This window comes from Streptomyces sp. NPDC005898, assembly GCF_040629635.1.
Classification (GTDB): Bacteria; Actinomycetota; Actinomycetes; order Streptomycetales; family Streptomycetaceae; genus Streptomyces.
In genome coordinates, this window is the sequence record NZ_JBEXWC010000025.1 from 59,850 (window position 1) to 83,321 (window position 23,472).

The 23,472-nt window shown below is 74.7% G+C and carries 19 protein-coding genes and 1 pseudogene; 7 read left to right on the top strand and 13 right to left on the bottom strand.

All coding sequences use genetic code 11. The features are described 5' to 3' along the window. The first annotated feature begins 74 nt into the window (after positions 1-74). The gene (locus ABZ385_RS27235; protein WP_358913613.1) at positions 75-746 is read left to right on the top strand and encodes a methyltransferase domain-containing protein; all 672 of its coding nucleotides are present in this window, start codon (positions 75-77) and stop codon (positions 744-746) included. Here ABZ385_RS27235 and hutI read toward each other — a convergent pair. The 4 genes from hutI to hutU form a co-directional block, all read right to left on the bottom strand. Beyond that, positions 743-1,933: an imidazolonepropionase gene (gene hutI / locus ABZ385_RS27240; RefSeq protein ID WP_358913614.1), complete on the bottom strand. Its 1,191-nt coding sequence runs from the start codon at positions 1,931-1,933 to the stop codon at positions 743-745. The genes ABZ385_RS27235 and hutI overlap by 4 nt on opposite strands. 94 nt (positions 1,934-2,027) lie before the next feature. Beyond that, positions 2,028-3,389 carry a formimidoylglutamate deiminase gene (locus ABZ385_RS27245; RefSeq protein WP_358913615.1) on the bottom strand — a complete coding sequence of 454 codons (1,362 nt, stop codon included), beginning with the start codon at positions 3,387-3,389 and terminating at the stop codon, positions 2,028-2,030. After that, positions 3,386-4,633, bottom strand: a complete 1,248-nt coding sequence (locus ABZ385_RS27250; protein WP_358697243.1) for an allantoate amidohydrolase — start codon at positions 4,631-4,633, stop codon at positions 3,386-3,388. The genes ABZ385_RS27245 and ABZ385_RS27250 overlap by 4 nt, the downstream gene beginning before the upstream one ends. 20 nt (positions 4,634-4,653) lie before the next feature. Further along, positions 4,654-6,327, bottom strand: a complete 1,674-nt coding sequence (hutU, locus tag ABZ385_RS27255) for a urocanate hydratase (protein ID WP_358588423.1) — start codon at positions 6,325-6,327, stop codon at positions 4,654-4,656. A gap of 127 nt (positions 6,328-6,454) precedes the next feature. Between hutU and ABZ385_RS27260 the strand changes: the two genes are divergently transcribed. Continuing rightward, positions 6,455-7,963 (top strand): diaminopimelate decarboxylase, encoded by a 1,509-nt coding sequence (locus ABZ385_RS27260; protein ID WP_358913616.1) that lies wholly within the window; start codon positions 6,455-6,457, stop codon positions 7,961-7,963. A 287-nt stretch (positions 7,964-8,250) separates the two neighbouring features. Then, positions 8,251-9,618, top strand: a complete 1,368-nt coding sequence (locus tag ABZ385_RS27265) for an APC family permease (protein WP_358701160.1) — start codon at positions 8,251-8,253, stop codon at positions 9,616-9,618. Positions 9,619-9,621: 3 nt separating this feature from the next. On the opposite strand, the gene ABZ385_RS27270 is transcribed toward ABZ385_RS27265, so the two are convergent. From ABZ385_RS27270 to ABZ385_RS27290, 5 genes and pseudogenes are all read right to left on the bottom strand, one after another. Continuing rightward, positions 9,622-10,212, bottom strand: coding sequence for a hypothetical protein (locus tag ABZ385_RS27270; protein ID WP_358913617.1), 591 nt, complete (start codon positions 10,210-10,212; stop codon positions 9,622-9,624). 105 nt (positions 10,213-10,317) lie between these two features. Next, positions 10,318-10,521: pseudogene (locus tag ABZ385_RS27275) on the bottom strand (MurR/RpiR family transcriptional regulator); the annotation flags it as partial. Positions 10,522-10,547: 26 nt separating this feature from the next. Beyond that, positions 10,548-11,687 carry a hypothetical protein gene (locus ABZ385_RS27280; protein ID WP_358913618.1) on the bottom strand — a complete coding sequence of 380 codons (1,140 nt, stop codon included), beginning with the start codon at positions 11,685-11,687 and terminating at the stop codon, positions 10,548-10,550. Continuing rightward, positions 11,687-12,352, bottom strand: coding sequence for an RNA polymerase sigma factor (locus tag ABZ385_RS27285; protein ID WP_358586960.1), 666 nt, complete (start codon positions 12,350-12,352; stop codon positions 11,687-11,689). Before ABZ385_RS27285 ends, ABZ385_RS27280 begins: the two co-directional genes overlap by 1 nt. 238 nt (positions 12,353-12,590) lie before the next feature. Next, on the bottom strand, positions 12,591-13,040 hold the full coding sequence (locus tag ABZ385_RS27290) for a hypothetical protein (protein ID WP_358913619.1): 450 nt from the start codon (positions 13,038-13,040) through the stop codon (positions 12,591-12,593). A gap of 193 nt (positions 13,041-13,233) precedes the next feature. On the opposite strand from ABZ385_RS27290, the gene ABZ385_RS27295 reads away from it, so the two are divergent. Genes ABZ385_RS27295 through ABZ385_RS27305 form a run of 3 tightly spaced genes read left to right on the top strand, consistent with a single transcriptional unit; the run spans position 13,234 to position 15,994 of the window. Further along, on the top strand, positions 13,234-14,526 hold the full coding sequence (locus ABZ385_RS27295) for a sensor histidine kinase (protein WP_358913620.1): 1,293 nt from the start codon (positions 13,234-13,236) through the stop codon (positions 14,524-14,526). Then, entirely contained in the window at positions 14,514-15,233 is a 720-nt protein-coding gene (locus ABZ385_RS27300) for a response regulator transcription factor (RefSeq protein WP_358913621.1), read from the top strand. Before ABZ385_RS27295 ends, ABZ385_RS27300 begins: the two co-directional genes overlap by 13 nt. Continuing rightward, the gene (locus ABZ385_RS27305) at positions 15,230-15,994 is read left to right on the top strand and encodes a DUF4097 family beta strand repeat-containing protein (protein WP_358913622.1); all 765 of its coding nucleotides are present in this window, start codon (positions 15,230-15,232) and stop codon (positions 15,992-15,994) included. The genes ABZ385_RS27300 and ABZ385_RS27305 overlap by 4 nt, the downstream gene beginning before the upstream one ends. A 164-nt stretch (positions 15,995-16,158) precedes the next feature. On the opposite strand, the gene ABZ385_RS27310 is transcribed toward ABZ385_RS27305, so the two are convergent. From ABZ385_RS27310 to ABZ385_RS27320, 3 genes are all read right to left on the bottom strand, one after another. Then, positions 16,159-17,025 (bottom strand): hypothetical protein, encoded by an 867-nt coding sequence (locus ABZ385_RS27310; protein WP_358913623.1) that lies wholly within the window; start codon positions 17,023-17,025, stop codon positions 16,159-16,161. Beyond that, complete coding sequence (locus tag ABZ385_RS27315; RefSeq protein WP_358586973.1) at positions 17,022-17,648, bottom strand: RNA polymerase sigma factor; 627 nt, start codon at positions 17,646-17,648, stop codon at positions 17,022-17,024. Before ABZ385_RS27315 ends, ABZ385_RS27310 begins: the two co-directional genes overlap by 4 nt. 145 nt (positions 17,649-17,793) lie before the next feature. Continuing rightward, positions 17,794-18,720 (bottom strand): hypothetical protein, encoded by a 927-nt coding sequence (locus ABZ385_RS27320; RefSeq protein ID WP_358913624.1) that lies wholly within the window; start codon positions 18,718-18,720, stop codon positions 17,794-17,796. Between the two features lie 373 nt (positions 18,721-19,093). Between ABZ385_RS27320 and ABZ385_RS27325 the strand changes: the two genes are divergently transcribed. Next, positions 19,094-21,814: an FG-GAP-like repeat-containing protein gene (locus ABZ385_RS27325; protein ID WP_358913625.1), complete on the top strand. Its 2,721-nt coding sequence runs from the start codon at positions 19,094-19,096 to the stop codon at positions 21,812-21,814. A gap of 46 nt (positions 21,815-21,860) precedes the next feature. On the opposite strand, the gene ABZ385_RS27330 is transcribed toward ABZ385_RS27325, so the two are convergent. Continuing rightward, positions 21,861-23,456 carry an amino acid ABC transporter substrate-binding protein gene (locus ABZ385_RS27330; protein ID WP_358913626.1) on the bottom strand — a complete coding sequence of 532 codons (1,596 nt, stop codon included), beginning with the start codon at positions 23,454-23,456 and terminating at the stop codon, positions 21,861-21,863. Between the last annotated feature and the right edge of the window lie 16 nt (positions 23,457-23,472).

The window sequence follows — 23,472 nt, forward strand, 5'->3', positions numbered from 1 at the left end:
GGGCCCGCTCCTTGACGGGGGCGGGCCCCACCTGCGTAACCCGCCCCGCCGCGTCGCGAACTACTGTCGCGGGCATGGTCGAACACGATGCGCTCAGTGCCACCCGCGACGCCTACGACGCCATCGCCCCCACGTACGCGCGGCTGTTCGCCGACGCGCTGCGGGAGCGGCCCCTGGACCGCGCCGCCCTGGGCGTCTTCGCCGAGGTCGTCCGCGCGGGCGGGCGGGGCCGGGTCGCGGACCTGGGGTGCGGGCCGGGCGACATCACCGCCCATCTGGCCGGGCTCGGACTGCGCGTGACCGGCGTCGACGCCTCCCCCGAGATGATCAGGCTGGCCCGGCAGGCCTTCCCGCACCTGCGGTTCGAGGTGGGGTCGATGGCCGCGCTGGACCTCGCCGACGGCACGCTGGACGGCGTCCTCGCGCGGTGGTCCGTCATCCACACGCCGCCGGTGGAACTTCCTGTCGTCCTCGCCGAGTTCCACCGCGTACTGGCCCCCGGCGGTCACGCCCTGGTCGGGTTCTGGGCGAGCGAGGGCCCCTCCCACCCGACGCAGGCCTTCGACCACACCGTCGCGCCGGCCCACCGGTGGTCGCCCGACCACCTCGCCGCGCTGCTGCGCGAGGCCGGCCTCACCGAGGTGGCCCGCATCACGCGCGAGCCCGAACCCACCGACCGCCGGCAGTTCCAGGAGGTCCACCTGCTCGCCCGCAAGACCGGCACGCCCCGAACCGGCACGCCCTAGAGCAGGCCTCCCGGCCGCGTCCGCAGGACGCCCCGCTGCCACACCTCGGCGACCAGCGGGACGCCCGGCCGGTAGGCCAGGTGGACGTGGCTCGGGGCGTCCAGGAGGGCCAGGTCGGCGCGGGCGCCCTCGCGGACGGTGCCGACGTCCGTGCGGCGCAGGGCCCGCGCGCCGCCCGCCGTGGCCGACCAGACCGCCTCGTCCGGGGTCATGCCCATGTCCCGTACCGCCAGCGCCACGCAGAACGGCACGGAGGACGTGAAGGACGAGCCCGGGTTGCAGTCCGTGGAGAGCGCCACCGTCACGCCCGCGTCCAGCAGGCGGCGGGCGTCCGGCCACTTCGCGCGCGTGGAGAACTCCGCGCCCGGGAGCAGGGTCGCCACCGTGTCGCCCTGGGCCAGCGCGTCCACGTCCGCGTCCGTCAGGTGCGTGCAGTGGTCGGCGCTCGCCGCGTCCAGTTCCACGGCGAGCTGGACGCCGGGGCCGTAGGAGAGCTGGTTGGCGTGGACGCGGGGGTGCAGGCCCTTCGCCTTGCCCGCCGTCAGGATGGCGCGGGCCTGGTCGCCGTCGAAGGCGCCCTGCTCGCAGAAGACGTCGATCCAGCGGGCGTGCGGGGCGCAGGCGTCCAGCATCTCGCCGGTGACCAGTTCCACGTACGCCGCCGGGTCCTCGGCGTGGTCGGGCGGGACGATGTGCGCGCCGAGGAACGTCACCTCGTCCGTGTGCCGGGCCGCGACGCGCAGGGCGCGGGCCTCGTCGTGCGTGGTGAGGCCGTAGCCCGACTTGGTCTCGAAGGTGGTGGTGCCCTGGCGGAGGGCCTCGGCGAGGTAGTGGGTGACGTTCGCCTCCAGCTCCTCGTCGGTGGCGGCGCGGGTCGCGGCGACCGTGGTGCGGATGCCGCCGGCGGAGTAGGCGCGGCCCGACATGCGGGCGTTGAACTCCTGGGTGCGGTCGCCCGCGAAGACGAGGTGGGAGTGGGAGTCGACGAAGCCGGGGAGGGCGGCGCGGCCGTTCGCGTCGTACGTCTCGTCAGCCGCCGGGGCCTTGGCCGCCGGGCCCACCCAGGCGATCTTCTCGCCGTCCAGGACGACGGCGGCGTCCGTCAGCAGGCCGAGGGGGCCGCCGTCGCCCTGCGCGGGGTCGTTGGTGACGAGGCTCGCGATGTTGGTGATGAGGGTGGTGGTCATGGGGTCTCCGGGGTTGGGGGGATGCAGCCCCTGCGGCGTTTGCGGAGCGGGCGTGGGGCGGAGCCCCGGGCTGGGGGCAGGCTCGGGGACGACGTCAGTCCCGTAGTGCCGCGATCGCCTCGGCCAGCGCCGACGGGACGTCGGGGACCAAGGCGTGCGCGCCGTCCCGTACGACCACCCGGCCCCCGGCCACGACATGGCGGACGTCCGCCGCCGTCGCCGCGAAGACCGCCGTCTCGGCGGCCAGGCGGGGTAGGGGGCCCGCCGTGCGGACCGAGTCCAGGGCGATGGTCGTGAGGTCCGCGAGGGCGCCCCGCTCGATGGTGCCCGCCTGCGGCCAGCCCAGTGCCGCGTGCCCCTCGGCGGTGGCCGCCCGCAGCAGGGCCGCCGCCGTCCAGTGGCCCCGCGTGTGCGAGCGGAGCCGTTCGTTCAGCTCCATGGCCCGCGCCTCTTCGAGGAGGTCGATGACGGCGTGGCTGTCGCTGCCCAGGGACAGCGGGCTGCCCTCCTGCTGGAGGCGCAGGGCGGGGCCGATGCCGTCGGCCAGGTCCCGCTCGGTCGTCGGGCACATGCACGTGCCGGTCGTGGTGCGGCCCAGCAGGCCGATGTCCTCGTCCGTGAGGTGCGTGTTGTGGACGCCGGTGGTGCGCGCGCCGAGGACGCCGTGGTCGGCGAGGAGCCGCGTCGGCGTACAGCCGTGCACGGCCTGGCAGGCGTCGTTCTCCGCCGTCTGCTCGGAGAGGTGGACGTGCAGCGGGGCGTCCCGCTCGGCCGCCCACCGCGCGACCGTGCCGAGCTGGCGCGCCGGGACGGCCCGTACGGAGTGGATCGCCGCGCCGATCCGGGCGTGGGCGCGGTCCTTCAGGGCCGAGGCCCGCTCGGCCCAGGCCTCCGTCGTGCCGTCGGAGAAGCGGAGCTGATGGCGGTCGGGGTCCTTGCCGCGGGTCTCGGAGAGCAGTCCCGAGGCCACGTACGCCGTGTCCAGGAGCGTGATCCGCACGCCCGCGTCGGCCGCCGCCTGGATCAGGGCCTCGCCCATGGCGTTGGGGTCGGCGTACGGCGTGCCGCCGGGCGCGTGGTGGAGGTAGTGGAACTCCCCCACCGTCGTGATGCCGGCCAGCGCCATCTCCGCGTACACCGCGCGGGAAAGCGCGTGGTAGGTCTCCGGCGTCAGGCGGTCCGCCACCCCGTACATGACCTCGCGCCACGTCCAGAACGTGCCGGAACCGACCTGGACGGTGCCGCGCAGCGCGCGGTGGAAGGCGTGGGAGTGCGCGTTGGCGAGGCCGGGCAGCGTCAGGCCGCGCAGGACCGTCGCGCCGGGCTCGGGCCGGTCCACGCCCTGGCGGACGGCCGTGATCCGCTCGCCCGTCACCTCCACCGCCACGCCCGGCTCCACATGGGTGCCGAGCCAGGCGTGCTCCAGCCAGTAGGTGTCCGTGCGCTCGGTCGTCACGTGCGGACCAGCCCTTCCAGTACGTCGGCGAGTGCGCTCACCCCGGCCAGGCAGTCGTCCTCGGCGGCGTGCTCGGCCGGGGAGTGCGAGACGCCGGTGGGGTTGCGTACGAACAGCATGGCGGTCGGGACGGCGCCGGACAGGATTCCCGCGTCGTGTCCCGCGCCGGTGCCGAGGACGGGGACCGGCCGGTCGGCCCCGCCGCGCAGGATCCTGCCCAGCTCGTCGCGCAGGGCGTGCTCGAACTCCACCACCGGGGTGAAGGACTCGCGGACGACGTCGAGGTCGATGCCGTGCCGGTCGGCGTACTCCCGGGCGGCCTTCTCGATGGCGGTGACGACCGTGTCGAGGGTCGCCTGGTCGGCGGCGCGCGAGTCCAGCCAGCCGCGTACGAGGGAGGGGATGGCGTTGACGCCGTTCGGCTCGACGGAGATCTTGCCGAACGTGGCCACCGCGCCCGCCAGTTCGGCCTCGCGGCGGGCGGCGAGGACCGTCTCGGCGTACGTGAGCATCGGGTCCCTGCGGTCCACCAGGCGGGTGGTGCCCGCGTGGTTGGCCTCGCCCCGGAAGTCGAAGCGCCAGCGGCCGTGCGGCCAGATGGCGGACGCGATGCCGACGGGGTCGCCGGACAGGTCCAGGGCGCGGCCCTGTTCGACGTGCAGCTCCACGAAGGCGCCGATCCGGGCTAGGCGTTCGGGGTCGGGGCCGATCCCGTACGGGTCGTAGCCCGCCGCCTCCATCGCCTGGGGCAGCGTGATGCCGTCGCCGTCCCGGAGCTTGTGCGCCGCCTCGACGGTGAGCTTTCCCGCGGTGAGCCGCGAACCCACGCAGGCCAGGCCGAAGCGGGCGCCTTCCTCGTCGCCGAAGTTGACGATGGCGAGGGGCTTGGTGAACTGCGTGCCGCGGGCCCGCAGTTCGTCCAGGGCCGCGAAGGCGGAGACGACGCCGAGGGGGCCGTCGAAGGCGCCGCCGTCGGGGACGGAGTCCAGGTGGGAGCCGGTGACGACGGCGTCCCCCTGGCGCGGGTCGCCCAGCCAGGCCCACTGGTTGCCGTTGCGGTCCAGCTCGTACGTCAGCCCGCGGGTGTCCGTCTGGGCCTTGAACCAGGCGCGGCAGTCGGCGTCCGCCGCGCTCCACGCGTAGCGGCGGTAGCCGCCCGAGCCGGCGTCGCGGCCGATGGAACTCAGGTCCCGCCACATTTCCTGGAAGGACACGGGGCTCCGTCCCGGACCCCGCTCCTCCATCGCCGGAGAGGCTGGATTACTCACTCCCCCTCCCGCATGGGAACCCGCACGCCCTTGTCGTCGGCCACGGACTCCGCGATGTCGTACCCGGCGTCCACGTGCCGGATGACGCCCATGCCGGGGTCGTTGGTGAGGACGCGGCGGATCTTCTCGCCGGCGAGCTTCGTGCCGTCGGCGACCGAGACCTGGCCCGCGTGGATGGAGCGGCCCATGCCGACGCCGCCGCCGTGGTGGAGGGAGACCCAGCTGGCGCCCGAGGCGACGTTCACCATGGCGTTCAGGAGCGGCCAGTCGGCGATCGCGTCGGAGCCGTCGAGCATGGCCTCCGTCTCGCGGTACGGGGAGGCGACGGAGCCGCAGTCCAGGTGGTCGCGGCCGATGGCGAGGGGGGCCTGGAGTTCGCCGGAGGCGACCATGTCGTTGAAGCGCTCGCCGGCCTTGTCGCGCTCGCCGTAGCCGAGCCAGCAGATGCGGGCGGGCAGGCCCTGGAAGTGGACGCGCTCGCCGGCCATCTTGATCCAGCGGTGCAGTGACGCGTTCTGCAGGGACTCGTTCTCCGGGAAGAGGTCGAGGATCGCCTTGTCGGTCTTGTGGATGTCGGAGGCCTCGCCCGACAGGGCCGCCCAGCGGAAGGGTCCCCTGCCCTCGCAGAAGAGGGGGCGGATGTAGGCGGGGACGAAGCCGGGGAAGGCGAAGGCCCGCTCGTACCCGGCCAGTTGGGCCTCGCCGCGGATGGAGTTGCCGTAGTCGAAGACCTCGGCGCCCGCGTCCATGAAGCCGACCATGGCCTCGACGTGCCGCGCCATCGACTCGCGGGCCCGCGCCGTGAAGCCGGCCGGGTCCTTCGCCGCGTACGTCTGCATCTCGTCGAAGTCGACGCCGGTCGGCAAGTACGCGAGCGGGTCGTGGGCGGACGTCTGGTCGGTGACGATGTCGATGGGCGCGGACTCGGCGAGCATGCGCGGCAGCAGGTCGGCGGCGTTGCCGAGCAGGCCGATGGAGAGTGGGCGGCGGGCGTCGCGGGCCTCGACGGCGAGCTGGAGGGCGTGCTCCAGGGAGTCGGCCTTCACGTCGAGGTACTTGTGCTCGATGCGGCGCTCGATCGCGCGCGGGTCGCAGTCGACGCAGATGGCGACGCCGTCGTTCATGGTCACGGCGAGGGGCTGGGCGCCGCCCATGCCGCCGAGGCCGGCGGTGAGGGTGATCGTGCCGGCGAGGGTGCCGTTGAACTTCTTCGCCGCGACCGCCGCGAACGTCTCGTAGGTGCCCTGGAGGATGCCCTGCGTGCCGATGTAGATCCAGGAGCCGGCCGTCATCTGGCCGTACATGGTCAGGCCCAGCTGCTCCAGGCGGCGGAACTCCTCCCAGTTCGCCCAGTCGCCGACCAGGTTGGAGTTGGCGATCAGGACGCGCGGGGCCCACTCGTGGGTCTGCATGACGCCTACGGGACGGCCGGACTGGACGAGCATCGTCTCGTCCTGCTTCAGGGTCTTCAGGGTGCGGACCATCGCGTCGAAGGAGCGCCAGTCGCGGGCCGCCTTGCCGGTGCCGCCGTAGACGACGAGCTTGTCCGGGTGCTCGGCGACCTCGGGGTCCAGGTTGTTCTGGAGCATCCGCAGGGCGGCTTCCTGCTGCCATCCCAGGGCGCTCAGTTCCGTGCCGCGCGGTGCCCGTACGGGGCGGGGTCCTGACATGGCGGGGCCTCCTCGGTACCGTGAGTCTGTTATTCACATCCTGGAGTTCTGAATAGAACTAGTCAATAGCGAACGAATGCGCGAGTACGCGCCCTGGGGGCGCCGCTTGGGTGGTTGGCTGGATCGCATGGCCCACGACGCGGACGACCAGCGCAAGGCCCTTCGGGCGGACGAGCGGCAGAGCCGGGCGCTCCGGGCGGACGAGCAGCAGACCCAGGCCCTCCCTGCGCACGAGCAACGGGCCCAGCTCCCTGCGGATGAGGAGCCGACCCGGGTTCTTCACGTGGATGTGGGTGGGGACGCCGGTGTCGGGGCCGCCCGGCGTCGGGAGCGGGCCGTGCGGGCCGCTGTGGTGGACGGGGTCGTCGGGCCGGGCGCCCCCCTCGCGGGGCTGCTCGACATCGCCGGGGTCCGTGCGAGCGCCGCCGCCCTGCGGGCCGCCTTCGCCGCCGTCACCCCGCCCGGCACCCCCGTCCTGCACGCCTTCGCCGTGAAGGCCACCCCGCTCGTGCCGGTCCTGCGGCTGCTGCGCTCGGCGGGGATCGGCGCCGAGGTGGCGAGCCCCGGCGAGCTGGCCCTGGCGCGGGCCGCCGGCGTCGCGCCCGCCGACACGGTCCTGGACTCCCCCGCCAAGACCCCCGCCGAACTGCGCCAGGCCCTCGCCCTCGGCATCGCCGTCAACGCCGACAACCCGCAGGAGCTGGCCCGCCTCGACGCCCTCGTCCGCTCGGCGCCCACCGCCTCCCCCCTCGGGCTGCGGGTCAACCCGCAGATCGGCGGGGGCTCGATCGGCGCCCTGTCGACGGCGACGCCCACCGCCAAGTTCGGCGTCCCGCTGCGCGACCAGGACGCCCGGGAGTGGGTCGTCCGGGCCTTCCTGGAGCGGCCGTGGCTGACCCGGCTGCACGCGCACTCCGGTTCGCAGAGCCTGCCCCTGGAGATGATGGCGCGCGGCGTCGAAGCCACGTACGACCTGGCCGAGGAGATCAACGGACGCGCCGGGCGGCGGCAGATCGACACGATCGACATCGGCGGCGGCCTGCCGGTCGACTTCGGCTCGGACGAGGAGAGCCCCACGTACGCGCAGTACGCGCGCCGCCTCAAGGCGAGGGTGCCGGGGCTGCTCGACGGGCGGTACGGCCTGGTGACCGAGTTCGGCCGCTCGCTGCTCGCCAAGCACGGGACGATCCTCGCCCGCGTCGAGTACACGAAGCGGGCGGGCGGCAGGCGCATCGCGGTGACGCACGCGGGCGTGCAGGTGGCGACCCGGACGGTGTACGCGCCGCAGGCGTGGCCGCTGCGGATCGCCGCCTACGACGCGCAGGGCCGGCCGAGGAGCGGACCGGCCGTGGGCCAGGACATCGCGGGCCCGGCGTGCTTCGCGGGCGACCTGCTCGCGGAGAACCGCCCGCTGCCACTGCTCGAAGCGGGCGACCACGTGGCCGTGCTGGACACGGGCGCCTACTACTTCACGGCGCATTACGGCTACAACAGCCTTGCCAGGCCCGGCATCTACGGTTACTCGGTGCACGGCGACGACGTGCGGTTCGCCGCCGCCCGCGAGCCGCAGACGCTCGACGAGATCGTCGCGGAGGCGGGCGGCGGCGCGGAACGGGACGCGCTGCGCTACCTCTGAACTTCCTTCGGGTTCCTGGGGTCTTGGGGTTCCCGGGGCCTTCGGGTTCCCGGGGCCTTCGGGTTCCCGGGGCCTTCGGGTTCCCGGGGCCTTCGGGTTCCCGGGGCCTTCGGGTTCCCGGGGCCTTCGGCCCCCCTCGGGCCCCATCAGGGTCCTCCGTAGGCGCCGAAGTCCCGTGCCAGGCTCAGAGGTTGCTCAACTCGCGCATGGTGACGTGGCTCACGGGCAGACCCTGACTCCAGAACGTGTTTCGGTCAGACGTGTTCCCGGTCTCGGGGGAGGCTCCCATGACGGCATCCGGCACACCCACCACCGCGCCACCGCCCGCCGAGGACGGCGCGCTGCACCGCGCCATCGGCCCCAAGCTGCTGATCCTCTTCGTGATCGGCGACATCCTCGGCACGGGCATCTACGCCACCACCGGCAAGGTCGCGGGGAAGGTCGGCGGCGCGCTGTGGCTGCCGTTCGCGATCGGATTCGTCGTGGCGATCCTGACGGCCGCCTCGTACGTCGAACTGGTCGGCAAGTACCCGAAGGCGGCCGGCGCCGCGCTCTACACGCAGAAGGCGTTCAAGACGCCGTTCCTCACCTTCATCATCGCCTTCATGGTGATGTGCTCGGGCCTCTCCTCGGCGAGCGCCGCCGCCCGTGCCTTCAGTGGCGACTACCTCGCCGAGCTGACCGGCGACGCGCTGCCCCCGACGCTGATCGCGATCACCTTCATCGTGCTGCTCGCCGCGCTGAACACGCGGGGCGTCTCGGAGTCGGTGAAGACCAACGTGGTCCTGACCCTCGTCGAACTGACCGGCCTCGTGATCATCCTCGGGATCGGCGCGTACGCCGTGCTCACCGGCGACGGCGAGCCCTCCCGGCTGACCGACTTCGAGGCCGGGGGCGGCACCGGGTACGCCCTGATGACGGGGGTGCTCGGCGCGACCGCGCTCGGCTTCTTCGCCTTCGTCGGCTTCGAGGACTCGGTGAACATGGCCGAGGAGACCAAGGACCCGGAGCGCACCTTCCCGCGCGCGATCTTCATCGGCGTGGCGGTCACGGGCACGATCTACGTCCTGGTGGCGCTGGTCTCCTCCCTCCTGGTCGACTACAAGACGCTGGAGGGGTCGAGCGGCCCGCTGCTGGAAGTGGTGAAGGCCGGCGGCGTCGACTTCCCGCACAAACTCTTCGCGCTGATCGCCCTGTTCGCGGTCACCAACTCGGCACTGATCAACATCATGATGGCCTCGCGGCTCTGCTACGGCATGGCCAACGAACGCATCCTGCCGCGCGCCATGGGCCGCGTCCTGTCCAAGCGCCGCACCCCGGTCGTCGGCATCGTCTTCGTCTCGCTGCTCGCGATCGGCCTGGTGTCGACGGGCGAGATCGAGGGGCTCGGCGACACCACCGCGTTCCTGCTGCTGTGCGTGTTCGCGGTGGTCAACGTGTCGGTGCTGGTCCTGCGCCGGGACCGCGTCGACCACCACCACTTCCGCACCCCGACCGCCCTGCCGGTCCTCGGCGCCCTCACGGCGCTGATCCTCGCGAGCCCGCTCGCCGACCGCCCGGCGGAGGTCTACATCCGCGCGGGCGTCCTGCTGGTCATCGGCATCGCCCTGTGGGCCGTCAACAAGGTGGTGCTGAAGGCCCGCGGCGAGGAGTGAGGCTCAGCGCCGCGCACCCGCGGCGGTGCGGCGCCGGGCCCCGCCGGGCGCCGCGTCGCCCGCCGCCGGGCCCGTCATCCGGTAGGCCCGCACCGCCTTGCCCGCGGGGGCGCCCGCGCCTCGCCCGAGCCAGTCGACGCGCACCCACAGGAGGACGTCGCCGTCCTGCTCGCGGCGGCCGAGGAGGGCCGCCTTCGCCCACAGCCCGGCGCCCGCGCCCGCGAGGACGGCGCCGCCGGCCACGGGCAGCAGGAACGCGCTGCCGAGCGCGGCGACGAAGGCGGCCAGGAGCCACCACCGGTGCCCGCGCCGCCAGTTCCGCACGGTCACGGCACGGCTCTGGAGCACGTCGTGCTTCCCGGCGCGGACGGCCTCGCGGGCCAGAGCGTCGTACCGCTTGCCCCGCACGTACGCGACGACGGCGGCCGTCACGAGGAACAGCGCGGCCCCGGCGAGCACGCCGACGCGCCGCCCGGTGAGCCCCTCCGGCAGCGCCCCGGCCCCGGCGGCGACCACCCCGAGCCACCACAGGGGCGCCGCCCCGGCCCGCACGACCACCGGCACCCTCGCCAGCCCATGTCCACCGCGTCCCACGTCGCCTCCCACGCCTCCTGCCGCGCTGCTCCGGCACCGCTTCGGCGCAGCAGGTTAGCGGCGGAATCTGAGGAGAGGGTGAGAGTCCGGCCCCTGGAGGAGGGCTCACTCCACGAACAGGCCCCGCGCCGCCGCCCCCGCGTCGAACTCCTCCAGGCGGGCCTGCGCGTCCGGGAGGCCGTCGCACATGGCCTCCAGGAGGACGCGGCCGAGGAGCATGAGGGCGCACGCCGTGTCGAAGGCCAGGCCGGTGCCGACGGCCGCCGGGAGCAGGAGGTGGGGCAGCGCGGTGTGCCGGGCGCCGGGGCTCGGGGTGGGGTCCGCCCGGGCGGGGGTCAGCGCGAGGGGTGGGGAAAGTGCGGTAGGGCGCTGTAGGCGGTGGTGGGGGTGGGGTGTGGGAGGCCGGGGGCCGGGATGGTGTCGCCGCCCGAGCTGCCACCTGCCTCGCCGCCCGAGCTGCCGCCGGCCCCGCCGCCCGCTTCGCCACCCGAGCTGCCGCCGGCCCCGCCGCCCGAGCCGCCGTCGGCCCCGCCGCCGTCTCCACCGCTTCGGCCACCGCCGCTCTGGCCGCCACCTTGGCCACCGCCACCTTGGGCACCGCCGCCGTGGCGGACGCCGCCGGCCGTGCCGCCGAGGATTCGGCCGCAGAAGTCCTCCACCCGGGAGGAGCCCTTGGCGGCCTCTTCTAGGCGGCGTCGCTTGTCGCCCTGGAGGACGCCGCTGCGGTAGTCGCGGCAGGCGGAGATCACCTTGCGGTGCCACTTCTTGGTGTCGCCGCCGACGGGCGGCGTCCCCTCGGCGTCGGGGAGCGGTGTGGCAGCGCCGGGGTGCTCGCCGCCGGCCTCCGCCTCGGGGGGCGTACGGGTGTGGGGCTCACGCGTGGGTTCCTCGCCGGGCGGCGCCGTGCCGTCCGGCAGCAGCTTCTCGGACGGCTCTTCGGGCTCGGCCGACGGTGTGGTCCGGGACGCCTCGGGAGTGGCGGCCGCCGACACGGACGAGGCGGGGGCCGGAGCGTCGTGCCCGCTGAACGGCGACGACAGCACGCCCGTCCCCGCCGCCACGGCGACACCGCCGGCCATGCAGGCCGCGAGCGTCGCGGCGAGCCCGAAACGCACCGGCCTGCCCCAGCGGCTGGGCCGCGGGCGATCGGCGTCCCGGCTCCGGCGTACGGTCTCGGCCGCGGCGGCCTCATGGGCGGACGTCGCGTACGCGGCCGAGGCCCGGGCGCCCTTCGCGGGGCCGCTCCGGACGGCGCGGAACGCGGCCAGCGCGGCGGCCTCGCCCGGAAGTTCACCGGGCGCGGCGCCACTGCCGCCGGGCGCCGCCGACGGGTCCGTGGCGGCCAACGCGCCGAGCGCCCGGGCCAGCCGGTCGGCCTGGGCACGTGCGTGAGGGTCGACGGCACCGAGGCGCTCACCGCGCAGCAAGCGCTCCGCGGCCTCGCGGTCCAGCCACTTGTCCTGCTCGTCGGCCATCACATGTCCTTCTGCGTCCGCGTACGCGTTTGCGTCACACCGGCGAACGTCCCCGCGCGCTCGCGCGGCTCTCTCTGAGGGGGTACGGCGTCAAGGGCGCTCGCGGGGTCGGCGGGGTCCGCGCCGATCAGTTCGGCGAGCCGTTTCAGACCCCGGTGGGCCGCCGTGCGGACCGCTCCGGGGCGCTTGCCGAGGGTCTGGGCGGCGGTCTTGGCGTCGAGGCCGACGACGACCCTGAGCACCACGGCCTCGGCCTGGTCCTGCGGCAGCTTCGCTATCAGGGCCAGCGCCTCGCCGGTGGCGAGGGACTCCATCGCCTCCCCGGCGGTGTCGGCCTCGCCGGGCCTGCCGGTCAGCTCCGACTCGTCGCCGCCTGTCGCGGGGCGGCGGCCCCGCATGCGTATGTGGTCCAAGGCGCGGTTGCGCGCGATGCGGGCCGCCCAGCCCCGGAACCGGTCGGCGTCGCCGCTGAACCGGTCCAGGTCGCGCGCTATCTGCAACCAGGCCTCGGAGGCGACGTCCTCGGCGTCCGCGTCGGCGACCAACGTGCGTACGTATCCCAGCAGCCGTGGGTGCACGGCGCGGTACACAGTCCGGAACGCGGTCTCGTCCCCGTCCTGCGCCGCAAGCACCGCGGCGGTCAGCTCCGCGTCGTCCCCCAGCACTCTCTCAATCCCGCCCACTCGGAGATCTGCGCCCGGCCGCGGCGCGAAGCAGCACGGTACGGCCTTGTCAGGGCCTAAGTCCATGTTTGTACAACCTGCAACCAGCAGGTGACGGAAAGCGGTGTGACACAAAACGCACGCACGGCGCTGAAGAGAGTACGGACCGCACGCCGGTCCGTGCCGTGCGCCGGCCGAGGCCTCTCCTGTGGGGGGTGGCGGCCTCGGTCGGTCGCTCGCCTCAACCCTCCCGCCGCCGCTGACGGCGCGGTCCCGCACCGGCCCGGGAACAGGTCCGGACCGCCAGTACCGCGCAGGACACCGCGAGCGGCAGTTCGGCGCACGCGGCCATCAGGAGCGCGGACGTGAGGTCGGCGCCCGGAGCGGCCGTCATGGTGTCGAACCAGGCGTCCACCAGCAGCAGCGTCGCGGTGGCCGCCGCCGTGAGGGCGCCGCGTGGATCACCGCGGCGCAGCAGCAGGCCGGTCGCGAGCATCCCGGCCGCCTCCAGGCAGTCCAGGCCGGTCCAGGCCCACGCCCAGCGGGCGGACTCGGCGGTGCCCGGCAGCCAGGTGTGCAGGACGATCAGCCAGGGCACCATGGCGAGCCCGAGTCCGATGAGGCCCCCGGCCTCCGCCCGTGCGGTGCAGCGGTACGCGGGCCGCCCCGCCGCGGTCGATACGCGCGTCATGACGCCTTGTCCCCTTCCCCACCCGTCTTCTCCACCCGTCCCTCGGGCACTCGATCAGCATGTCGACCGGCCGGGCGGCGGGCAGTAACGCGCGGTGCCGATTTGAGGGTGGTGCCCGCACCACCCCCGCCGCCCCCCACGAACCCCGCCGCCCCCACGAAGACGCCCCGTACGGCTGTCTAGACTCGACGTCATGCCCAGCACGCCGCACGCCTCGCCGCGCGCGCGTGCCCTCCCCTGGTCGGCCGAAGTCCGGCGCGACGCCGTGTCGGTCGTCGCCGGCATCCCGGTGCACGCCCTCGGTCTGGCCCTCACCGCGGGCCCCCTCCCACTGGGCCTGACCGTGGCGCCGCTCTCGGTGAGCCTGACCGTCATGCTGCTGATGACCCTGGTCTTCGGGGTGTTGTGCGCCGTCCTGCTGGCCGTCGCCACTCCCCTGCTGACCGGGCTCCAGCGCAGCCGCCTCGGCGCGCTGTCGGCAGTGGACATCGCGCCGGTGCGGTTGCTGTCGGGGAAGGGCCGGCGGGCCGTGTACGGGGCGATCCGGTCGGAGGCGCTGTGGCGGCAGGTGGCCTACCACGTGCTGGCCGGTCCCGCGGTCGCCCTCGGTGCGCTGGCGGCGTTCGCGGCGTGGGCGCTGGGCGGTGCCCTGACCCTCCTGCCCGCGTTCTGCTGGGCCCTTCCCCCGACGAGCCCGCTGAGTCCCGGCGCGCACCCCGCGGCGTTCGCCACCGCCTGGCTGCTCGGCCTGGCCCTGCTGTGCGGCGCGCCGCCGCTGACCCGGTGGGTCGCCCGGGCCGATGTCGCCGCCGCCGTGGCCCTGCTCGGGCCCGGCCGGGCCCGGGAGTTGCAGCGCCGGGTGGACCACCTGGCGGTGAGCCGGGCCGCCCTGCTGGACGCGGCCGACGCGGAGCGCCGCCGCATCGAGCGGGATCTGCACGACGGCGTGCAGCAGCGCCTGGTCTCCCTCGCGATGAAGCTCGGCCTGGCGCGGGCGACCCTGCCCGGGCTGACGCCGCAGGCACAGGAGTTGCTGGCCACGGTGCACGCCGAGGCCAAGGAGACGCTGACGGAGCTGCGCGACCTGGTCCGCGGCCTGCACCCGGCGGTCCTCGACGAGGAGGGCCTGGACGCGGCGCTCTCCGGGATCGCGGCCCGCGCCCCCTTCGCGGTCCGGCTGCGGGTCTCCGCCGAGGGCCGCGCCGCGCCGGCCGTCGAGGCGGTGGCGTACTTCGTGGTCTCGGAGGCCCTGACCAACATCGCCAAGCACGCCCGTGCCACCCGGGCGGAGATCCGTCTGGAGCGCGTCGCCGAGCGGCTGCGGGTGACCGTGACCGACGACGGGGTGGGCGGCGCCGACCCCGTCGGCGGCACCGGCCTGGCCGGGCTCGCGAACCGCGTCTCCTCGGTCGACGGAACCCTTGCTGTCCACAGCCCCCTCGGCGGGGGCACCGAAATCACCGTGGAGTTACCGTGCGCGCTGTGATCGCCGAGGATTCCGTCCTGCTGCGGGCCGGGGTGGTGCAACTGCTGCGGGCCGCCGGGATGGAGGTGGTGGCCGAGGTGGGCGACGCCGAGAGCCTGCTCGCGTACCTCGCCGAGCGGTCCGGGCACGGCGAGCGGTCCGGGCACTCCGAGCGGTCCGGGCACGGCGAGCGGTCCGACGGACCCGGGCCGTCGGTGGACCTGGTCATCACCGACGTCCGGATGCCGCCCTCGCACACCGACGAGGGCATGCGCGCGGCCTTGACGATTCGTCAGAAGTGGCCGCACATCGCCGTGTTGCTGCTGTCGCAGTACGTCGAAGAACGCCACGCGGCGAAACTGCTGTCCGGCAACACCCGCGGCGTGGGCTACCTCCTCAAGGACCGGGTCGCGGACGTCACGGAGTTCATCGAGGCCGTCCAGCGGGTCGCGGCCGGCGGCGCCGCGCTGGATCCGGAGGTGGTCGCGCAGCTCCTCGTGCGCCGGGAGAGCGATCCGCTGGAACGGCTCACCCCGCGTGAGCGCGAGGTGCTCGCGCTGATGGCCGAGGGCCGCTCCAACGCGGGGATCGGCCAGGCGCTCGTGGTGGGCGAGAGCGCGGTCGCCAAGCACATCAACAACATCTTCGCCAAGCTCGACCTGCCGCCCGCCGACCTGGGCCACCGGCGGGTCCTCGCCGTACTGCGGTTCCTCGGAGTGCCCGGATGACGCCCCGCGCCACTTGGACCGCCCTCGCCGCGGTCACGGCCGTGGCACTGCTGGTGCCGGGCGCCGTGTACGGATGGGGGTGGCTGGGCCGCGCCGGGCTCGAGGACGACATACGGCTGCGGCATCCGGTCACGTCCATACGCCTCGACGTCCCCGACGCCTCGGTACGGGTGCGGCCGGGGCCGGGCGGGCAGGTGCGGGTCAGATCGGAGCTGACCTGGACCCTGCACGAGCCGCGGGTGGAGAAGTCCTGGCAGGGCGACCGCCTGACGATCCGGGTCACCCGGCCCGGCCCACGGCTGGACGGCCTGGCCCCGGACGTCTCCCTCGACCTGGAGATCCCAGCCAGGGCCTCGGTGGACGCCCGGGTCGGCTCCGGATCGCTCGACGTCGCCCACATCCGGGGCGACCTCGACCTGGCCGGCGCCTCCGGGGCGCTGCGCGTGACGGACACCGTCGGCGCGCTGCGGCTGCGCACCACGTCCGGGGAGATCCGGGCCGACGCGCTCTCCTCCCCGACCGTCCGGGCCCGCTCCGACTCCGGCTCGACGCGCCTGGAGTTCGGCTCGGCGCCGCGCCGGGTCCACGCGGAAACCGCCTCCGGCGCCCTGTCCATCACCGTGCCGCCGAACAGCCGCTACCGGGTCGAGCCGGGCGCGCCTACGAGCGGGCTGCGCGCCGCGGAAGGCCTCTCGGACCCCGGAGCCGACCGGAAGATCACGGTCGGGCTCGGCAGCGGGTCGGCGACCATCGGCTACTGACGCGACTGCCGTACGCCGACACGGCACCGTCCGCCTCCACGGCCGCCGTCCGCCTCTGCGTCAAGGGTGACGCCGTCCCGGCCCAACTGCCGCCACGGCCGCCGTGACCGGTCACCCCTGCGCGGCGCCCTGGCCCTGGCTTCGGCTCTTGCCTCGGCCTGCGCTCAGCCCTGCCCCCGGCCTTGGCCCTTGCCGTGGCCGCCGCCTTGGTCCTGCCCGTGACCTGTGCCCTTGCCCTGGCCGCCGCCGTGGCCCTGCCCCCGGCCCGCGCCCTTGCCGCCCTGACCCTGACCCTTATTGCCCTTGCTCGGTCCCTTGCCTTGGCCGTTGCTGTTGCCGTGGCCGTTGCCCTTGCCTTGGCCCTTTCCCTGGCTCTGGCCCTGGCCTCGCCCATGGCCGTTGCCCTCGCCCCGGCCGTTGCCCTGGCCCTTCCCCTGGCCTTGGCCCTGTCCTCGGCCCTGCCCCGCGCCCTCGCCCTTGCCCTCGCCCTTGTCGTTCTTGGGCTTCGGCTCCGGCGGTCCGGGGGGTGGGCCCTGGTTCGGGGGCGCAGTTGGGGGTGCGGTCGGTGACGATGTCGGCTTTCGGGGGTTTTTACGTGCCGGCGGGGACGTCGGTGCTGTGTGCCCAGGTGCGCCCTCCGGGGCGGACTGCGTTCCCGGGGTCGACGGTGATGTCGACGCGGGGCGCGGGTGGTTGCTCGGGGGCGGGTCGGCGGACATCGTGCCCGCGGCCGCCAGCGCGACTCCGCCCAGGAGGCCACCGGCGAGGACCATGCCCCCGGCCGCCCGCAGGGAGAACCGCCCGCGGCGCCGCTCGCGCGGGCGCCAGTCGTCGCGGCGCCGGGTCCGCGCCCGGTGCGCGCCCGCGTCCCGTGCCGCGCGGAACGCCGCGACCGCCTCGCGCTGCGCGGCCGCGTCCACCTCCGCGCCGGCGTCGGCCCGCACGGCCTCGGCGAGCCGCGCGAGGAGGGTTTCGGGGTCGGCGGGGTGGCCGGGCCCGCCCCCGGACCCCCGGGGCCTGTTCGCGTTCATGTCGACTCCCCCAGCGTGCCGGGACCGTCATCCGCCGTGCCGTCGAGCCCGAGCCGCTCGGCCAGCTTCCGCAAGCCCCGGTGCGCGGCCGTCCGTACCGCCCCGGGGCGCTTGCCGAGGACGCGCGCGGCGGCCGGGCCGTCGAGGCCGACGACCACCCGCAGCAGCACCGCCTCCGCCTGCTCGCGCGGCAGCGATGCGACCAGGGCGAGCACCCGCTCGGTCGAGACGGCCTCCAGGGCCGCCGCCGAGGTGTTGTGCGGTCCGGGCAGGTCGAGCAGGTCCTGCTCCTGGCCGCCGGCGCGCGGCCGCACCTTCTGGCGGCGCAGGTGGTCCAGGGCCCGGTGCCGCGCGATGGTCGCGGTCCAGCCCCGGAAGCCCGCCCCGTCCCCCCGGAACCGTCCGAGGTCCCTGGCGATCTCCAGCCAGGCCTCGGCGGCGACGTCCTCGGCTGCCTCGCCGTCGGTGCCCACCAGGCCGCGCAGATAACCGACGAGACCCGGCTGCACCATCCGGTACGCCACCGCGAAGGCGGCCTCGTCGCCTCCCTGGGCCGCCTCGACGGCCCTGCCGAGCTCCTCGTCGCGCGCCCGCGCGCGACGGGTCTCCCCACCCTGGCCCAACGTTCTCCCATCCGGCCGAACGCGGCACGCCCACCGTGCCCATGCCCCCACGCACACCAGCGTCGCCGGGCGCGGTTGTGTCACAGACGGAGAGCGTACGGCCACCGGCCCCGGGGGCGCACGGGGGGCCGGGGCTCCGGTGCGCTCAGACCTCGAAGAGCCCGCCGCCCGAGCCGCCGGGGCGGATCCGCGCGATGTCGAGCGTCTGCGCCGGGGCCGGGGCGACGGCGGCCACCGGCTCGTCGTAGTCGGACATCCGCATGCTCATGGTCCGGGCCCCGCCGGAGAACACGCCGCCGCTCTGGGCGGCCTCGACGCCGAGGATGTACGGCTTGCCGGACGCGGCCACGTACACCTTCGTCCGTTGGCCGTCCTTCGTCTCGACGAGCGGGGTGACCGCCTCGCCGTAGTGCCGGATCACGGGTCCCGCGGTGATGACCCCGTCCAGGTCGGGGGTGCCGATCTTCTCGGTGATCTTGTCGAGGTCGCAGCCGGCCATCGGCCCGGCCGAGCCGCCCGCACCTGCACCCGCACCCGCACCCGCACCCGCCGGGATCTTCAGGTACTTGCCGCGGGCCAGTGCCGTCCGCTCGCGGACCCGCTCCGCCGTCCGCGGGCCGCGCCGGACGCCCATCTCCACGATCGCGTCGAGCGCGGCGTCGGTGAAGCGTATGTACGTCGCGCCACCCGCGACCACGATGAGGTCGCCCCGCTGCGTCGGGCCGGCGTCGAAGGCACCCGTGCAATTGTTCCGCCGGTCCATGTGCAGCGAGACCTTCTGGTGGCCCTTGGCGGTCTCCATGTCGACGCCGACGCGTACGGTGTCGGCCGTCTTGAGCAGACGCATGCCCTCCAGGGCCAGTTCCCTGCCGCGCGCCTCGTCGCGGGACGTCGGCCGGGTGTCGTCCTCGGCCGTGGCACCGGCGCGGTCCACCTCTTCTAGCCTGCCGCCGGAGTACGTCACCGGGCCGCCCGAGCCGCAGGACGCCAGCGTGCCGACCGCCGCGCCCATCGCCAGGGTGAGCGCGGACGCCCGTATCCACCGGCCGCGTGTTCCCGCCCGGCCGTTCACCCGACGTGCCACCTTTTCCCCCACCCGAGTCACCCGAGCTCCCGCCCGCTCCAGACCACTTCGCGCCCCGCGCCGTCGCGCCGGCACGCCGTTCTTACTGTCACACGGGCCTGCGCGGCCGCGCGTTGCGGTGTCACACCCACGGCGTGCGGGATAGATCACGCGTAAAAAATCTTCCGTCGGCACAACCCTTTGCCCGCCACACAAGTCCTACGAACTCGCTTGCTTATCTGAAACTCGCTAAGGGGTGGGGCACTTGAGCCCGCGCAAACCGCGTGAAAAGGCGCGTACCACGCATGCGTACAGGCCGCTGAGTCTCCGGCGCAGGGCGTGGCTGACGATCGGGGCCGTCGTGCTGGGAGGCGCGGGGGCGGTGACGTATGCGATGGCCGACCCGAGCGGGGACCGTGCCGGGGCCGATCCGCGTGCCGCGCGGGCGGCGAGCGTGCGCGACCTGGAGCTCAAGGGCGACGACGGCGCCGAACGGGGGCTGCCGCGCACGTCGACCGAGCAGTTCTCGCTGCTCGGCGTCTCGTGGCGCGGGGCCGCCGAGGAGCTGACGGGCACCGCGCGGGTCCGCACGCGCGCCCTGGCCACCGGCCGGTGGAGCGACTGGCGGACCCTGCGTTTGGAGCCGGGCCCCTCGAAGGCGGCGGAGGCGGGCACGCGCGCCGCCTCCGCGCCGCTGTGGGTGGGTCCCTCGGACGGCGTGGAGGTCCGCGTCCTGGCGGCCGGCGGCACGTCGGGCGCGGCGCTGCCCGACGGGCTCGCCGTCGCCCTCGTGGACCCCGGCGTGCCGGGCGCGGAGGCGCGCAGCGCCTCGCTCGACGGCGGCCCGAACGCCCGCCCGAACTCCCGCCCAGGCACCGCCGCCGCCGGTACGGCGATGGCCCCCGCCGCCGACGCCGCCCACGCCGCCGACGCGGAGAAGCCGGGCGACGCGGAGACGCCCGCCGACGGCGGGCAGCCCGGCGACGACCAGAAGCCCACTGACGGTAAGAAGTCCACTGACGGCGTGAAGCCGGGCGACGACCAGAAGCCCGCCGCCGGCGAGCAGCCCGGTACCGCCCAAAAGCCCGCCGCCGGCGAGCAGCCCCGCGCCCAGGCCCCCCGCGTCACCTCGGCCCGCCCGGCCCCGCCGGCGTCCACCGTGACCCGGCCCCCGGTCATCGCCCGCGCCGCCTGGGGCGCCGACGAGAAGCTGGTCCAGGAACCGCCGCGCTACCTCGACGAGGTCAAGGCGGCCTTCGTGCACCAGGCGATCGACACCAACGACTACAGCTGCGCCCAGTCCCCCGCCCTCGTCCGCGCCCTGATGACGTACCAGGTGAAGACGGAGGGCAGGAGCGACCTCGGCCCCAACTTCCTCGTGGACAAGTGTGGCCGCGTCTTCGAGGGCCGCGGCGGCGGTGTCGACGTACCCGTGCGCGGCGCGCACACCACCGGCTTCGACGACGAGTCGGTGGGCATCGCCGTCCTCGGCGACTTCCGGGGCGGGGGCCGGACCGGGGCCGCGGGCAGGCCGACCCGCGCCGCCCGCGAGTCGGTGGCCCGCGTGGCGGCCTGGAAGCTCGGCCAGTACGGCGCGGGCCCGACCGGCAAGGCCACGCTGACCGCCACCGCCGACACGGGCGGGTGGAAGAAGGGCGAGCAGGCCTCAATCGCCGCGATCTCCGGCCCCCGTGACGCCGTCGCGCCCGAGGCCCCCGGCGGGACCCTCGACGCCGAGCTGGGCGAGATCCGCCGCTACGCGGGCAGCCCGGGCGTGAACTCCGCCGTCCCGACCGGGGACTACAACCGCGACGGCATCGCCGACCTGGTCGCGGGCACCCCGAAGGCGTCGGGCAACCGGGGGCGCCTCACCGTCGTGCCCGGTGGCCTCGGCGGGCCGGTGGCCGGGTCGAAGATCTCCCTGACGCAGACGAGCACCGGCGTCCCCGGCGTCTCCGAGGCCGGCGACGAGTGGGCGGCCGCCACCGCGTGGGGCGACCTGAACGCCGACGGGTACGCGGACCTCGTCATCGGCGCGCCCGGCGAGGACGACGGTTCGGGCCACACCGACCGCGGCGCGGTCACCATGCTGTACGGCCCGTCCTTCACCTCCGGCACGGACATGCAGCTGTCGGACGACTTCGACTACACCAAGGCCAGGTTCGGCTCGGCGGTCGCGTCCGGCGACTTCAACGCCGACGGCAAGGCGGACGTCTTCGCGGCGGCGACGGGCACGGGCGGCTCCTGGGCCGCGCGGATCGACGCGGAGCGCGCGTCGGGCGGCAGCCTCACCTCGGGCGACACCGCGATAGCGGAGCCGGACGCCGCGTCCGGCGACTTCAACCGCGACGGCTACGCGGACGTCGCGCTCACCTACCGCGACCAGGCCGGCAAGGCCAAGGTCGCCTGGTTCCGGGGCGGCCGCTCCGGGCTGAGCCGGGTCGGTGTCCTGTCCGTGCCGGGCGGCCACTCGGTCGCCGTGGGCGACGTCGACGGCAACGGCTACGACGACCTCGTCGTCGGCCAGCCCTACACCGCCGAGTCGGGCGCGCACGCGGGCGGTCAGGTGACGGTGGTGCCCGGCACCTCGACGGGCTTCACCACGACGGGCCTGCGGACGGTCCACCAGGCGACGGACGGCGTGATCGGCGCCGCCGAGGCGGGTGACGCGATGGGCTGGTCGGTCGCGGCGGGCGACTACGACGCCGACGGCTACGCGGACGTCCTGACCGGCGCCCCCGGCGAGGACATCACCCGCGAGGGCACCAGCCGCAAGGACGCGGGCACGTCCCTGCTCCTGAACGGCTCCTCGTCCGGCCTCACCGGCGCGGGCGCGAAGGCCTTCTCGCAGGACGAGCCCGACGTGCCCGGCTCCACGGAAAGCGGCGACCGCCTCGGCTCCTCGGTGACGCTCGCGGACCTGTCCGGCTCCGGCCGCGCGGACCTGGCGATCGGCGTCGACGGCGAGGACGCGGGCGACGGCACGATCCTCCAGCTGGACAGCGGCCCTTCGGGCGTGCCGGGCTCCAGCGGCGTCTACTACGGGCGTACGACGCTGGGGACCCCGGCGGGCGCCCGCCTCGGCCAGACGCTGACGCCGTAACGGCTCTGACGTGCCGCCTCCCCGTACGCCGGGGGGGGGCGGCACGTCAGGTGTCGCTGGGCACCCGGCAGCCCGCGGGCTGCGGCTTGTTCTTCGGCCAGCCGATGCCGACGAACCGCAGGTCCTTGATGCGCGGGTCCAGTTCGACCACGGCCACCGGCTTGTCGTAGGCGTTGCCCGCGTTGGTCAGACAGATCCAGCCACTGGTGCCCCGGACCCGGTTGACCGCCTCAAGGCGCTGCCACATCGCGGAGACCCGCTTCAGGGGCGGTATCGGCCCCTCGGCCTGGGCGTTGGCGAGCAGCACGGCCTGGGCGACGGTGCGCACGCCGTCGTACACCAGCATCGCGCGGGAGTCCTTCAGGCGGACCTCCCCGATGTCCCCCGCGGTGCCCTTCCTGATCAGTGCTTTCAGCTCGTTCAGTTCCTGTTGCGGCTCGGTGAGGTGGGCCGGCCGCCCCTTGGCGCCCTTCTTGCCGAGCTCGCGGTCCCAGGCGTCGGGGTGGCCCGGAGCCGCGTACTGCACCGTGACGAGGGGCTCCTTCCCGCCGCCGCGCAGGCTCTCCCAGTCGTCGGGCCGCATGTAGCGGTTGAGGGTGGCCGCGCCCGAACCGCTGATGACCGTGTACTTCTTCCCGCTGCACTGCGTGTCGGCCAGCTTCAGGGCGAAGAGCCGCAGATGGACGGGGCGGCCCGCGAAGTAGACGTAGCGCGCGGTGGACTGGCAGATGTTCTGGGCGATGAGCGTGAAGTCGTTGCCCGTGTCCCCCGGCTCGGTGATCGAGGGGGACTCGAAGGGCTGCTCCTTGGGGCCGGGCGGCCCCTTCTCGTCGCGGCTGAAGGCCTTGGCGAGCGAGTCGTTGTAGATGTCGTGCGGCCGCTTGTCCCTGACCAGGACGGTCTGCTCGTCCGTCAGCTCGCCGTGGAAGCCGGCCAGCGCGTCCGCCTGCTGGCGGTTGGTCGGGATGATGCGGGCGAGGCCGGGATAAGGGGGCGTGGCGTCGCCGCCCTCGGGGTTGGCGAGTTCGTCGGCGCTGACGCGGGAGGCGAGGACGGGGATGTGCAGGTCCTTGGTGAGGCGCGCGATGGCCTTCCGCGTGGCATCCAGGCTGAGGTTGAAGCCCGTGACGGCGCGGAGATTGTGGCGCTTGTCGCGGGACATGAGCGCCAACTGGTCGACGACGGCGGCTTGTTGCCGGTAGGCGTCGCCGGGGTTGGCGAGGACCAGGCGCAGCAGCGGTGTGTTCTCCTCGCGGTTCGCGCGGTACTGGGCGAGGTAGGCGCCCTGGACCTCGCTGAGCAGTTGCTCGCGCTCGGCGGGCAGGTCGGGCTGGAGGGGCAGCATCAGCGCGACGGTGACGTGCGGCTTGTCGCCGACGAACTTCTCGTTCTCGCGGGCGATGGCGCGGGCGACCCCGGCGAGCTGCGGGGTGCCGAAGTCGTAGCCGCTGCCGTTGACGCCTATGCACTCGCCCTCGCTCTCGACCACGCCGGCGGCGCAGTCCTTCGGCTCGGACTCCCAGGGGCGCGGCGCGAAGAGGACGACGAGCGCGAGGACGACCACGACGCCGGTCACGGTGAGCAGCGCACGCCGCAGCGTCGCCCAGAACGTGTTGTACAGCCAGTCCACGAACCCTCTCAACGCCGCCGCCTCTCCG

Bases quoted from the DNA above. Each gene is read 5' to 3' on its own strand.
- ABZ385_RS27265 (WP_358701160.1), top strand. From the start codon at position 8,251: ATGACGGCATCCGGCACACCCACCACCGCGCCACCGCCCGCCGAGGAC.
- ABZ385_RS27290 (WP_358913619.1), bottom strand. From the start codon at position 13,040: ATGACGCGCGTATCGACCGCGGCGGGGCGGCCCGCGTACCGCTGCACC.
- ABZ385_RS27310 (WP_358913623.1), bottom strand. From the start codon at position 17,025: ATGAACGCGAACAGGCCCCGGGGGTCCGGGGGCGGGCCCGGCCACCCC.
- ABZ385_RS27305 (WP_358913622.1), top strand. From the start codon at position 15,230: ATGACGCCCCGCGCCACTTGGACCGCCCTCGCCGCGGTCACGGCCGTG.
- ABZ385_RS27250 (WP_358697243.1), bottom strand. From the start codon at position 4,633: ATGGAGGAGCGGGGTCCGGGACGGAGCCCCGTGTCCTTCCAGGAAATG.
- hutU (WP_358588423.1), bottom strand. From the start codon at position 6,327: ATGTCAGGACCCCGCCCCGTACGGGCACCGCGCGGCACGGAACTGAGC.
- ABZ385_RS27295 (WP_358913620.1), top strand. From the start codon at position 13,234: ATGCCCAGCACGCCGCACGCCTCGCCGCGCGCGCGTGCCCTCCCCTGG.
- ABZ385_RS27235 (WP_358913613.1), top strand. From the start codon at position 75: ATGGTCGAACACGATGCGCTCAGTGCCACCCGCGACGCCTACGACGCC.
- hutI (WP_358913614.1), bottom strand. From the start codon at position 1,933: ATGACCACCACCCTCATCACCAACATCGCGAGCCTCGTCACCAACGAC.
- ABZ385_RS27260 (WP_358913616.1), top strand. From the start codon at position 6,455: ATGGCCCACGACGCGGACGACCAGCGCAAGGCCCTTCGGGCGGACGAG.
- ABZ385_RS27280 (WP_358913618.1), bottom strand. From the start codon at position 11,687: ATGGCCGACGAGCAGGACAAGTGGCTGGACCGCGAGGCCGCGGAGCGC.